The sequence below is a fragment of the Pseudarthrobacter sp. HLT1-3 genome, assembly GCF_059383535.1.
Map to the genome: position 1 here is coordinate 170,615 of NZ_JBWZCJ010000008.1, position 12,461 is coordinate 183,075.

A 12,461-nucleotide genomic window follows, 5' to 3' on the forward strand; every position below is an offset into this window, starting at 1 on the left:
GCCGTTGCAGGGGACGTCAGCTGCGCCGCCGGTTGCCGGTGGTGCGGTAAACGTCAAAGACACCGTCGATGCGGCGGACAGCACTCAGGACATGGCTCAGGTACTTGGGGTCGCCCATCTCGAACGCGAACTTCGAGATGGCCACCCGGTCCGTGGAGGTGTGCACACTGGCCGCCAGGATATTGACGTGGTTCTCCGAGAGGATCCGGGTGACGTCCGAGAGCAGGGACTTGCGGTCGAGCGCTTCGACCTGGATCTCGACCAGGAAGACGCTGGACTGCGTCGGCGCCCATTCGACTTCGACGATCCGGTCCGGCTGCTCCAGCAGTCCGCTGACGTTGGTGCAGTCTGTCCGGTGTACGGAGACGCCGGAGCCGCGGGTCACGAAGCCCAGGATCGGGTCAGGCGGCACCGGGGTGCAGCAGCGGGCGAGCTTGACCCAGACATCGTCCACGCCGCGCACCACAACACCGGAATCGGAGTACCGGGTCTTGGTGACCTGGGTCGGGATGGACACCTCGCTGAGGTCGTCCTCCGGGGTGTCATTGCCGCCGAGGCTTTCGACGAGGCGTTCCATGACGGACTGGGCGGAGGTGTGCCCGTCGCCCACGCCTGCGTAGAGACCGGAGATGTCGACGTACTTGAAGTCCTCGGCGATCGCCGCGAGGGCGTCATGCGTCATCAGGCGCTGCAGCGGCAGGTTCTGCTTGCGCATCGCCTTGGTCAGCAGTTCCTTGCCGCGGTCGATTGACTCCTCGCGGCGTTCCTTGCTGAACCATTGCCGGATTTTGTTGCGGGCCCGGGCACTCTTGACGAAGTGCTGCCAGTCCTGGCTGGGCCCGGCGCCCTCTGCCTTGGAGGTGAAGATCTCCACCCAGTCGCCGTGGTTGAGTTCGCTGTTGAGCGGGACGAGCTTGCCGTTGACCCGGGCACCGATGGTCCGGTGACCCACCTCGGTGTGGACGGCATACGCGAAGTCCACGGGTGTGGAACCCGCGGGCAGCGCCATCACCTCGCCCTTGGGCGTGAAGACGAACACTTCCCGGGCGTTGATTTCAAAGCGCAGCGAATCCAGGAACTCGCCGGGGTCAGAGGTTTCCTGCTGCCAGTCCACCAGGGACCGGAGCCAGCCCATGTCGCCGTCGCGCGGGCTTCCCGGCCCGGCCGCCGTGCGGTTCGGCTGGTCCTTGTACTTCCAGTGCGCGGCGACGCCGTACTCGGCGCGGCGGTGCATCTCGTGGGTGCGGATCTGGATCTCCACGGGCTTGCCGCCCGGGCCAATCACCGTGGTGTGCAGCGACTGGTACATGTTGAACTTGGGCATCGCGATGTAGTCCTTGAACCGCCCCGGCAGGGGGTTCCAGCGCGAGTGCATGGCCCCGAGCGCCGCGTAACAGTCCCGGACCGAATCGACCAGGACCCGGACACCCATCAGGTCGTTGATGTCGTCGAAGTCCTTGTCCCGAACGATCATCTTCTGATAGATGGAGTAATAGTGCTTCGGCCGGCCCGTGATCGTGGCCTTGATTTTGGCCTCGCGCAGGTCCTCGGTGATCTGGTCGCGGATGACTGCGAGGTTCTTTTCCCGCTCCGGGGTCCGGTCCCCCACCATCCGCACGATTTCCTCGTACACCTTCGGGTACAGGGCCGCGAAGGACAGGTCTTCCAGTTCCCACTTGATGGTGTTCATCCCCAGCCGGTGCGCCAGCGGGGCGAAGATTTCCAGGGTTTCCCGGGCCTTGCGCGCCGAGGACTCGGCCGAGACGAAACGCCACGTCCTGGCGTTGTGCAGCCGGTCGGCCAGCTTGATCATCAGGACCCGGATGTCCTTGGCCATCGCAACGACCATCTTGCGCACCGTCTCCGACTGCGCAGCCTCGCCAAAGCTGACCTTGTCCAGCTTGGTGACACCGTCAACCAGCATGGCAACTTCGGCCCCGAACTCGGCCTTCAGGTCATCCAGGGTGTAGGAGGTGTCCTCGACGGTGTCATGCAGGAGCGCCGCGGCCAGGGTGGTCCCACTGAGCCCCAGCTCAGCCAGGATGGTTGCCACCGCCACCGGATGCGTGATGTAGGGATCGCCGCTCTTGCGCTTCTGACCGCGGTGGCAGGTCTCCGCCACGATGAAGGCGCGCTGGATGAGGTCGAAATCCTCTTTGGGGTTGTTGGCGCGCACGGTGCGCAGCAGCGGTTCAAGAATCGGGGAATAGGCGGGGGCGCCGCGTCCGGTCAGCCGGGCAAGCCGGGAGCGGGTGCGCTCGCGCCGGCCGGGGAACGTGGGGCGTGCGCCGGAGCTGTCCACGGGGACCGGCGGTTCGGCGCGTCCGGGAGCCACCACACCAGTCTGTGAACCCTGGCCCGGAGCCTGATCCGCAGGCGCTGATGGCACCGGCGTCGAACGTTCTTCCAATGGAGCACCTCTCCGAACCCGTTAATTGTTCCAGTCTATTCCCGCCGCAGGATACTTCGATAACCGGCGGGGATACGGCAATGGGCCGGAGAGCGTCACAGGATGACGCTCTCCGGCCCGTGCGGGCCGCCGGGTTGGCCGCCCGGGCGGCCGTTCCGGCCCGGACCTGGCGGCTAAGCCGTGGCCGGTGCCGCCGCAGAGTCCGTCTTGGCGGCGGTCTGGGCCCGTCGCTGATGCACCCGCTGGGCCTGTTTCACCAGTTCCGGCTCGCTTTGGCGCAGCCGGGCGTAGAGCGGCGCCGCAATGAAGATCGTCGCCGCGGTGCCGATAAAGATTCCCACAAACAGGGCCAGCGAGAGGTCCCGCAGCGTCCCTGCACCCAACAGTCCGGCGCCGATGAAGAGGATGGCACCGACCGGAAGGATGGCGACCATCATGGTGTTGATGGAGCGCACCAGGGTCTGGTTGACTGCGAGGTTGACCTCCTCGCCGAAGGTCCGCCGGGTGGAGGCCTGCAGGTCCGCAGTGTTCTCGCGGATCTTGTCGAACACCACCACGGTGTCGTACAGCGAGTAGCTCAGCACGGTCAGGAAGCCGATGATGGCCGACGGCGTGACTTCGAAATCACTCAGGGCGTAGACACCGGCGGTGATGAACATCGTCACGAGCATGCCGACGATCGCGGAGAGCGACATTTTCCAGGTCCGGAAGTACAGCGCCATCAGCACGGCGGCGAGGGCGACGAAGATCAGCAGGCCCAGCAGGGCCTGCTTGGTGACGTCGGCACCCCAGGTGGGGCCAATGAAGGTGGATGTCACTTCGTTGTCCGTCACGCCGTAGGCCTCGGTGAGGCCGGCTTTGATCTGGAGCGTCTCCTCGTCCGAGAGTTTGTCGGTCTGGATCCGCATCGTGTTCCCCGCGACGTTCGCCACCCGCGGGACGCTGCCGGGGACGACGTCGTCGACAGCCTTCTCGCCGATGGCGGCATCGGTGGTTTTCACATTCGAAACGGTGAACTCCGAGCCGCCCCGGAACTCGATACCCAGGTTGAACCCGCCCTTGACGACCGGCAGCAGGATCGAGAGCGCCACGAGGACGGCCGCGATCAGGAACCAGATCTTCTTGGAATCCACGAAATCGTAGGAGCGCTTGCCCGTGTAGAGCTCATTGCCGAATTTGGCGAAGCTGGTGGCCATTTAGTTGCCCTCCTTGGACGGGCTCTTGGAGGAACCAGCAAGCTGTTCCTGTCGTTCCGCGAGACGCCGTTCTGCAATGGTCATCCGGCGTTCGGCCTCAGCCGTGGCACCGGTGTTCTTGGCGCGGAGACCGGCAACAGCGGCCGGCTTCTCCGCCGGAGTGCGGAACCGGCCCGCGCCCCGGTACAGGGGACCGGCGCCGAGGGTCTTCGGGTCCATCCCCGAGAGCGGGTGGCCTTCACCAAAGAACTTGGTGCGGGCCAGCAGCTGCAGGGTCGGGTGGGTGAACATAAAGACGACAATGAGGTCGGCGATGGCTGTCAGGCCGAGCGTGAACGCGAAGCCGCGGACGTTGCCCACTGCCACGAAGTACAGCACCAGGGCAGCCAGCAGGTTGACGGCCTTGGACGCCAGGACGGTGCGCTTGGCCCGCTTCCAGCCGTTCTCGACTGCCGACACGAGGCCGCGTCCTTCACGGAGCTCATCACGGATCCGTTCGAAGTAGACGATGAACGAGTCCGCGGTCTGGCCGATCGCCACGATGATGCCTGCGACGCCGGCGAGGGAGAGCCGGTAGTTCTCGGTCCAGCCCAGGATCGCGATGGCGAGGTAGGTCAGCGCGCCGGCGACCACAAGGGAAGCGACGGTGACCAGGCCGAGCGCCCGGTACTGGAACAGGGAGTACACCACGACCAGCAGCAGCCCGATCAGGCCGGCGAGCATCCCCATCCGGAGCTGCTCACCGCCGAGGGTTGCCGAAATCTGCTGTTCGCTCTGGATCTCAAAGCTGATCGGCAGGGCGCCGAAGCGGAGCTGGTCGGAGAGGGCCTTCGCGGACTCCTCGGTGAACCCGCCGGTGATCTGCGGACGGCCATCGGTAATGACGGCGAGGGACCGCGGGGCGGAAATGACCTGGTCATCGAGGACGATGGCGAACTGGGCCTTCGGATCCGAACCGCTCTGGCCACCGCCGGCGATGTAAAACTGGTACAGCCGCTCGGTGACTTCCTTGAACTTCGCGGTGCCTTCCTCGTCGAACTGGATGTTCACAGCCCACTCGTTGGTCACGGCGCCCTGGGCGCCGCGCTGCAGCTGGAAGGAAGAAGAAGTGATGTTGGAGCCCTTGACCTCAACCGGGCCCAGGATGTATTTGATCGCCGGGGAATTGGCGGAGGCCGGTTCGCAGGTGACCAGCGGTTTCGTCGGGTCGGAGCGTTCCTGCTTGTCCTGCGAGGGGTTGTCGCAGTCGAGCGTCTCGAACTTCTGGTAGAGCTCGGGAGTCACCCAGTTAATGTCACTGCCGTTGGTGGGCTCGGCGGTGGGCTTGGGCAGCTGGTCGACCGGGGTCTGTGACTCCGCGGGAACGGCTGCGCCCGGGCCGGCCTGAAGGACGGGCCGGAAGTTCATGTCGGCGGAAGCCTGGATCAGGGCGCGGGTTTCCTTGGACGGGGTGCCGGGAAGGCTGACGACGACGTTCCGTCCGGACTGCGTGCTGATTTCAGCTTCGGCGACGCCCGAACCGTCGACGCGCTGGCGGATGATCGCCACGGCCTGGTTGAGCTGTTCCTCGTTGATGTCCGAACCGCCCTCAACCTTGGGCGCCAGGATCATCTGGGTGCCGCCTTCAAGGTCCAGGGCGAGCTTGGGAGCCCAGCTCGCCTGGCCGGCCATGGTGCCGCCTGCCAGGACGGCGGTCAGGACGGCGAGGATAACGCCGAGCCAGACCAGCACCCTGAGGGCTGTGTTTTTGGGGCCAGTTCGTGCCATTGTCGATCTTTCTATTATTTACGGAGGAACCGCCGGGCGGCCCTGGCGGGCCCGCTCCGGCGGTTGCCCGCAGCCGTTACTTCGCGGGATAGCTCAAACAGGCAGACTAGCTGTCTTTCTTGCCTTCGTTGTTGAGGCGGCGCAGGGTTTCCTCCGGTGTCTCAGCACGGGGTGCTTCGTTCACCGGGGCGGCGCCGTCGGCCTTGTCAAAGGAGAGCGAGGATGCGTCGTTGGGAACTACCAGGGGCTCGTCAGACTCCTCAGCCTCAGCGGCGATAACCGGCTCGATGATTTTGGTGACGGCCTGGCGGTGCACGGTGGCGGTGTGGCCCGGGGAGAGCTCGAGCAGGACCTTGTTCTCTTCCTCGTCGATCTCGACGATGCGGCCGTACAGGCCAAAGCTTGTCATGACCTCGACACCCGGGGCGAACTTCGACTGGAGCTGCGCCTGCGTCTGCTGGGTCTTCTTGTTGCGGCGGAACATCATGAAGACGAAGACGCCGAGCATGGCGAACAGCAGGATGGTCATGATGTCGATGCCGCCGCCGGCCTGCGGCTGGGTCTGGGCAGTGATAAGTCCGAACACAGGGATAGTTCCGTTCTGTACTTGCGTAGCTGGTTTTCCAGCAACGTCCGCTTCGCTCCGGGCTGGCAGGGATTCATGCCGAGCCGACGGCGGCCAAGTGCTGGCCGCGCGCAGAAACAAAGACCCGAACGTGCCGAGCGTCATTCCAGTCTAAAGGGAAAAGGTTGCACAGGGGTGCTATTGACTGTTACGGATCCATTCCGGATCGGCGTCCTGGCCTTGCACGTCCGCCGGGTCCGCGGCATCGTCCTCGACCCGGAAGAGTTCCAGCGGGTCTTGCGCGAAGATGCCGGGCGGCACCGCGAAGCCGAGGTGCGTCCAGGCCGGGGCGAGCGCGATCCTTCCCCGCGGGGTGCGTCCCAGCAGTCCCTCACGGACGAGATACGGCTCGGCGACGGTTTCGACGGTTTCGGTCTCTTCGCCGACGGCGATGGCCAGCGTGGACAGGCCCACCGGTCCGCCGCCAAATTTCAGGATCAGGGCTTCCAGGACGGCCCGGTCGAGCCGGTCCAGGCCGCGCTTGTCCACTTCGTACATGTCCAGCGCCGCGGAGGCGGCCCGGGCGTCGATCTGCTCGATGCCGTGCACCAGCGCCCAGTCGCGGACCCGGCGCAGGAGCCGGTTGGCGATGCGGGGCGTGCCGCGGGACCGTCCGGCGATTTCGCTGAATCCGGCGGAATTGACCTTGAGGTCCAGAAGCCCGGCGGAGCGCCGGAGCACGAGTTCGAGCTCGGCCACGGAGTAGAACTCGAGGTGGCCGGTGAAGCCGAAGCGGTCCCGGAGCGGGCCGGGCAGCAGCCCGGCCCGGGTGGTGGCACCCACCAGGGTGAACGGCGGAAGTTCAAGCGGGATCGCGGTGGCGCCGGCACCTTTGCCGACGACGATGTCCACCCGGAAGTCCTCCATCGCCATGTAGAGCATTTCCTCAGCCGGGCGGGACATCCGGTGGATCTCGTCCAGGAACAGCACTTCGCCTTCGGAGAGCGAGGACAGGATGGCCGCCAGGTCCCCGGCGTGCTGGATGGCGGGTCCGCTGCTGATCCGCAGCGGCGCGTTCATTTCGGCCGCGATGATCATGGACAGGGTGGTCTTGCCCAGCCCGGGAGGGCCGGAGAGCAGGACGTGGTCGGCGCTGCGGCCGCGCATGCGTGAGGCTTCCAGCACGAGGGAGAGCTGTTTGCGGACCCGGTGCTGGCCGACGAAGTCGTGCAGGTTCTTGGGCCGGAGGGCGGCTTCGATGACCCGCTCCTCCGGCTCCTCTCCCCCGGCGACGATCGACGGCTCAGCCACGGGCGCCTGCCCTGTTCCCGGCGCGGGCGCCGTCCTGGCCCAGCCAGCGGAGGGTGGCGCGCAGAATCTCGGCCACGTTGCCCTTTTCGGCCAGTTCGGGGGAATCGGCCAGGGACTTGTCGATGCTGGCCGTGGCGTCCCTCTCGGACCAGCCCAGGCTCGTCATGGCCGCTACCACCTGCGGCTTCCAGACCGCCTCGGAGGATGCCGCCGGAGCAGTGGTTCCGGCGGCGGTGCCGTGCGGCACGAGCTTTCCGGCCAGTTCGAGCACAATCCGGCCGGCGACCTTGGGGCCAATGCCGGGCACCTTAGTGAAGGCCTTGCCGTCGCCGGAGTGCGCCGCCACGCGGATCGCTTCGGGCTCGTGGACGGCCAGGACGGCAAGCGCCAGCCGGGGTCCGACGCCGGCGACGCTGAGCAGGACGTCAAAGACTTCGCGTTCGTCGTCGGTGTCGAAACCGAACAGGGTCAGGGAGTCCTCGCGCACGATCAGGGAGGTGAAGAGCTTGCCCTCCTCGCCGGTGCGGAGCCGGCTGAGGGTCTGCGGCGTGGCGTTCACGCTCATGCCGGCGCCGTTGAGGTCGATCACGGCGGAGGACAGGCCGACGTGCGCTACGGTTCCGCGGAGAAAACTGATCAAAGCCGGGCTCCTGAAAATTCAGCTGAAATAGAACCGGGGAGACCCGGTTATCCGAACATATCTACGAATACCCTACCAAGTTCCGCGGCGGGACAGGCGGACATTCAGCGGGTACGGCGCGCTTTGGCCTCGGCGTCCGCCCACGCGCGCTGGGCCGGTGTCAGGGACAGGCTCCCCGGTCCGGTGGTAACTGCGCCCTTGTTGGAAGTGCCGATTCCGGCCCGCCAGGCGTGGGTGATGGCCAGCGCGAGGGCGTCGGCGGCGTCGGCGGGGCGCGGCGGGGCGTCGAGCCGGAGAATCTTGGTGACCAGCTTGGTGACCGCGTCCTTGTTCGATGTTCCGCTGCCGGTGACGGCTGCCTTGACTTCGGACGGGGTGTGCAGCGCCACCGGGATGCCGCGGCGTGCGGCGGCGGCGATCACGACGCCGGAGGCCTGGGCAACGCCCATCACGGTGCTGACATTAAGCTGCGAGAAGACGCGTTCGACGGCGAGGACGTGCGGTTCGTACTGGTCCAGCCACTCATCGATCGAGGTGGCGATGACCAGCAGCCGCTGGTCCAGGCTTTCCTCGGGGGACGTTCCGACGACGCCGAACGCCACCATGGTGGCGCGGCGGTTCTTCTCGACGTCCACGACGCCGATCCCGCAGCGGGTGAGGCCCGGATCGACGCCGAGGACGCGAAGGGTCACTCGGCTTCCAGTGCGGCCTGCACTTCGTCGCTGAGGTCGGCGTTGCTGTAGACGTTCTGGACGTCGTCGAGTTCCTCGAGGGCGTCCACGAGCTTCAGGAACTTCTTGGCGGCGTCGAGATCGAGCGGCACCTGCATGGAGGGCACGAACTCGGCTTCGTCGGTTTCGTACTCGATCCCGGCGTCCTTGAGCGCATCCCGGATGGCCTGGAGGTCGGTCGGCTCGGAGTGGATTTCGAAGCTGTCGCCGTTGTCCTTGACTTCGTCGGCGCCGGCGTCGAGCACGGCCATCAGGACGTCGTCCTCGCTCAGGCCGTTCTTCGGCAGCGAGACGACACCCTTGCGGGAGAAGAGGTAACTGACCGAACCGGGATCGGCGATGGTGCCGCCGTTGCGGGAGATGGCGAGCCGGACTTCGGAGGCGGCCCGGTTCTTGTTGTCAGTGAGGCATTCGATCAGCAGCGCCGAGCCCTGCGGCCCGCGGCACTCGTACATGATCTCGGTGTAGTCCACGACTTCGCCGGTGAGGCCGGCGCCGCGTTTGATGGCGCGGTCGATGTTGTCAGCGGGGACCGAGGTCTTTTTCGCCTTGGTGACGGCGAGTTCCAGCCCGGGGTTGCCCGCCAGGTCAGGGCCGCCCATGCGCGCGGCAACTTCGATGTTCTTGATCAGCTTGGCGAACGACTTGGCCCGGCGGCTGTCGAGGATGGCCTTCTTGTGCTTGGTCGTCGCCCATTTGGAGTGGCCTGACATGCTTTACGCTTCTCCTCTGATCATTCGAATAAACAATTCGTGCACGCGCTCCTCCCCCGTCACTTCCGGGTGGAAGGAAGTGGCCAGCAGCTTGCCGGATCGCACTGCAACAATTCTAGCCGTCCCGGCCAGCGCCCCGGGGTGGGACGCCTTGGAAGGCTCCACTTTGGCGAGCACCTCGACGCCGACGCCGACGCGTTCCACCCAGGGTCCGCGGATAAAGACCGCGTGGACCGGGGCCACGCCGTCCGCGGTGGCGCTGAAATCGAGGCCGCTGAAATCGAGATCAGTTTCGAAGGACTCCCGCTGCCGGCCGAAGGCGTTCCGGCGGACCGTGATGTCGAGGCCACCGAACGTCTGCTGCGGGTTGCCGGCGAGATCCTTCGCGGGGTCGGTGATCTCCTCGGCGAGGAGGATCATCCCGGCGCACGAGCCGTAGACCGGCAGCCCGTCCTGGATCCGTTGACGCAGCGGGTCGCGGAGCCCGAAGGCGCGGGACAGCTTGTCGATGGTGGTCGATTCGCCGCCGGGAATGATCAGGCCGTCGAGGCCGTCGAGTTCGGCCGGCCGGCGGACGCCGATGCCGGTGGCACCGGCGGCTTCCACCGCGTGAAGGTGTTCGCGGAAGTCGCCCTGGAGAGCCAGGACGCCGATCCGGAGGCCTGAACCCACACCGGACGGAGGCGCAGAAGAGGGGTTGGTCATCGAAACAGCATAGTGGCCTCAACTCATGCCCCGCCGCTTCCCGGCGGGCTTCCATGCCGCCGCTGGGATATATTACAAAGCATGTTTTACTTCAGCGTTCCGCTCGGCAAGCTCGTCCGCCGGGTCTCCCGGCTCAGGGGCGGAGGCTCTGCCCTTCCCGGGCTCGTCGTCGAAAAGATCGACCCCGGGTTCATGCGCCGGACACTGTCGACGCTGCCGCACGGCGTCGCCGTCGTCAGCGGCACGAACGGCAAGACCACCACCACCAAGATGGTGGTGGAACTGCTCGAGAGCCAGGGCCTGAAGGTTTTCACCAACCGCACCGGCAGCAACTTCACCCGCGGTGTGGCCGCGGCGCTGCTCGGCGAAGTGGACTGGCGCGGCCGGCTGGACGCCGACGTCGCCGTGCTGGAACTCGACGAGGCCCACGCGGTGCACTTCGTCAACCAGGTGCCGCCGCGCTACTGCCTCCTGCTCAACGTCCTGCGCGACCAGCTGGACCGCTTCGGCGAGATCGACAAAACCGCGCAGCTGCTGCAGCACATCGCCTCCAAGACCACCGGAACGGTGGTGCTGAACCGGGAGGACCCGCGCGTCGCGCGCATCGCGGACACGCTCAGCGGTCCCGAGGTCCTCTACTTCGGCCTGGATGACTCGTTGCTGGGCACCTTCCCGAACGACGACGAGATGCGGGCCGCGCCCGGCAGCCCGGTGCCGGCGGCCCCGGCCAGGCCGCAAGCCGACGTCGTACTGCGCCGGGTGGGTGCGGCGGACGCGGACTTTGAGTACGACGGCGTCACGGCCACCACGGCGATGAAGCTCCGCGGCGTCTACAACATCTTCAATGCCGCGGCCGCGCTGACCCTGGCCCGGGCGATTGCAGTTGAGGACGGCGCCCAAGCGGACAACGAGGGCCTGCTGAAGGCACTCGCGCAGGTGGCGCCGGCGTTCGGACGCGGCGAGAGCCTCGTTGTCGACGGCCTGCCGCTGGATCTGGTGCTGGTAAAGAATCCCAGCGGTTTCCGGCTGGGACTGAAGTCCTTTCCGGCCGCGGGCTATGCCACGATGATCGCGATCAACGACAATTACGCCGACGGCCGGGACATGTCCTGGCTCTGGGACGTCGAGTTCGAGACCCTCCGTGAGGGCGGCGTGGACCAGCTGAGCGGCTCCCGGGCGTATGACATGGCGCTGCGCCTGCAGTACGACGACGTCGCGATCGGCGCAGTCAACACCGAGATTGCCCCCGCGCTGGCGGCCTTCATCAGCGGCGCCAGAGACAAACCGAAGCGGATCTTCTGCACCTATACAGCGATGCTGGCCATCCGCCGCGAGCTGTCCAAAATCACCACAGTGGAGGTGGTCTCATGACCCCCCAGCCCGAGTCCAACGCGTCAGGCGGGTCCAGCGGATCCGGCGGGTCCGGCGGGTCCGGCGGGTCCGGCGGGTCCAGGTTCTCTTTCGGGCACGAACTGCCGCCCGAGGAAACCGCGGAACCCACCAAGGGAACCATCCGGGTCCTGCAGCTGTACCCGCGGGACATGAACATCTACGGCGACTGGGGCAATGCCCTGGTGCTGGCCCAGCGGCTGCGCTGGCACGGCTACACGCCGGAGCTGCTCGAGTACAACGTCGGCGACGCGTTTCCCGCCGACGTTGACCTGATCGTCGGCGGCGGCGGGCAGGACAGCGGCCAACTGGTGATCCAGGATGACCTGCTGTCGCGCGAAACCGTCCTGAAAGAGCTGGCCGAGGACGGCACGCCGATGCTGGTGATCTGCGGCCTGTACCAGCTGTTCGGGAAGTTCTTCAAGACCCGGACCGGTTCCGTCATCCCGGGGATCGGCATCCTGGACGTGGAGACGCACGGCACCGAAGAGCGGCTGATCGGCAACGTGTCGGTGTCCTCCCCCGAATTCGGCACCGTCCTGGGGTATGAGAACCACAGCGGGCAGACCACACTGGGTCCCGGCGTGGCACCGCTGGGGACCACGGCCAAGGGCACCGGCAACAACAGCCGCGACGGCAGGGAAGGCGCCCGCCACCGGAACATCGTGGCGAGCTACCTGCACGGGTCCCTGCTGCCCAAGAATCCGGTGCTGGCGGACTTCCTGATCCGGACTGCCGTCGAGCGCAAGTACGGCAGCTTCTCCCCCGGCACCCCGGACGACAGCTACGCCGTCCTGGCCCGCGAACATGCCGCCCGCCGCCCGCGCTGAGCCGGCGGCCAGCCAGCGGCGGCATGGAGCTGAACGGTATTCCGGCGCTGCAGTCCGGCCGCTGACACGAATTCGCCGGAAAGCGGCAGAGTCGCCGGAACGTCGGTATATATCAAGCTGTTGGTGACAGCTGGTTGGTTTCTTTGTAGTTGATGCCGGCGTGGCTGGGGGCGCCCGGGACGGTGGGCCTGCGGTGGTACCGGT

Annotated in this window: 11 protein-coding genes; 2 read left to right on the top strand and 9 right to left on the bottom strand. The window is 66.5% G+C overall.

Annotated features, from left to right (window positions below):
• Positions 1 to 16: 16 nt before the first annotated feature.
• From AC50X9_RS09470 to pdxT, 9 genes are all read right to left on the bottom strand, one after another.
• Entirely contained in the window at positions 17 to 2,410 is a 2,394-nt protein-coding gene (locus AC50X9_RS09470) for a RelA/SpoT family protein (RefSeq protein ID WP_494892813.1), read from the bottom strand.
• Positions 2,411 to 2,583: 173 nt separating this feature from the next.
• Positions 2,584 to 3,606 (bottom strand): protein translocase subunit SecF, encoded by a 1,023-nt coding sequence (secF, locus tag AC50X9_RS09475; RefSeq protein ID WP_494892815.1) that lies wholly within the window; start codon positions 3,604 to 3,606, stop codon positions 2,584 to 2,586.
• The gene (gene secD, locus AC50X9_RS09480; protein ID WP_494892817.1) at positions 3,607 to 5,373 is read right to left on the bottom strand and encodes a protein translocase subunit SecD; all 1,767 of its coding nucleotides are present in this window, start codon (positions 5,371 to 5,373) and stop codon (positions 3,607 to 3,609) included.
• A 106-nt stretch (positions 5,374 to 5,479) separates the two neighbouring features.
• Positions 5,480 to 5,902 carry a preprotein translocase subunit YajC gene (gene yajC, locus AC50X9_RS09485; RefSeq protein ID WP_494892851.1) on the bottom strand — a complete coding sequence of 141 codons (423 nt, stop codon included), beginning with the start codon at positions 5,900 to 5,902 and terminating at the stop codon, positions 5,480 to 5,482.
• A 234-nt stretch (positions 5,903 to 6,136) separates the two neighbouring features.
• Positions 6,137 to 7,249, bottom strand: coding sequence for a Holliday junction branch migration DNA helicase RuvB (gene ruvB / locus AC50X9_RS09490; protein ID WP_494892819.1), 1,113 nt, complete (start codon positions 7,247 to 7,249; stop codon positions 6,137 to 6,139).
• Positions 7,242 to 7,889, bottom strand: coding sequence for a Holliday junction branch migration protein RuvA (gene ruvA / locus AC50X9_RS09495; RefSeq protein WP_494892821.1), 648 nt, complete (start codon positions 7,887 to 7,889; stop codon positions 7,242 to 7,244). Before ruvA ends, ruvB begins: the two co-directional genes overlap by 8 nt.
• A gap of 104 nt (positions 7,890 to 7,993) precedes the next feature.
• Positions 7,994 to 8,581 (bottom strand): crossover junction endodeoxyribonuclease RuvC, encoded by a 588-nt coding sequence (gene ruvC / locus AC50X9_RS09500; RefSeq protein WP_494892823.1) that lies wholly within the window; start codon positions 8,579 to 8,581, stop codon positions 7,994 to 7,996.
• Positions 8,578 to 9,333, bottom strand: coding sequence for a YebC/PmpR family DNA-binding transcriptional regulator (locus AC50X9_RS09505; protein WP_494892825.1), 756 nt, complete (start codon positions 9,331 to 9,333; stop codon positions 8,578 to 8,580). Before AC50X9_RS09505 ends, ruvC begins: the two co-directional genes overlap by 4 nt.
• A 3-nt stretch (positions 9,334 to 9,336) precedes the next feature.
• Positions 9,337 to 10,038, bottom strand: a complete 702-nt coding sequence (gene pdxT, locus AC50X9_RS09510) for a pyridoxal 5'-phosphate synthase glutaminase subunit PdxT (RefSeq protein WP_494892827.1) — start codon at positions 10,036 to 10,038, stop codon at positions 9,337 to 9,339.
• 81 nt (positions 10,039 to 10,119) lie between these two features.
• On the opposite strand from pdxT, the gene AC50X9_RS09515 reads away from it, so the two are divergent.
• Both AC50X9_RS09515 and AC50X9_RS09520 read left to right on the top strand, forming a co-directional pair.
• Entirely contained in the window at positions 10,120 to 11,409 is a 1,290-nt protein-coding gene (locus tag AC50X9_RS09515) for a Mur ligase family protein (RefSeq protein WP_494892830.1), read from the top strand.
• Positions 11,406 to 12,257 (top strand): type 1 glutamine amidotransferase, encoded by an 852-nt coding sequence (locus tag AC50X9_RS09520; protein WP_494892836.1) that lies wholly within the window; start codon positions 11,406 to 11,408, stop codon positions 12,255 to 12,257. Before AC50X9_RS09515 ends, AC50X9_RS09520 begins: the two co-directional genes overlap by 4 nt.
• Positions 12,258 to 12,461: the final 204 nt, after the last annotated feature.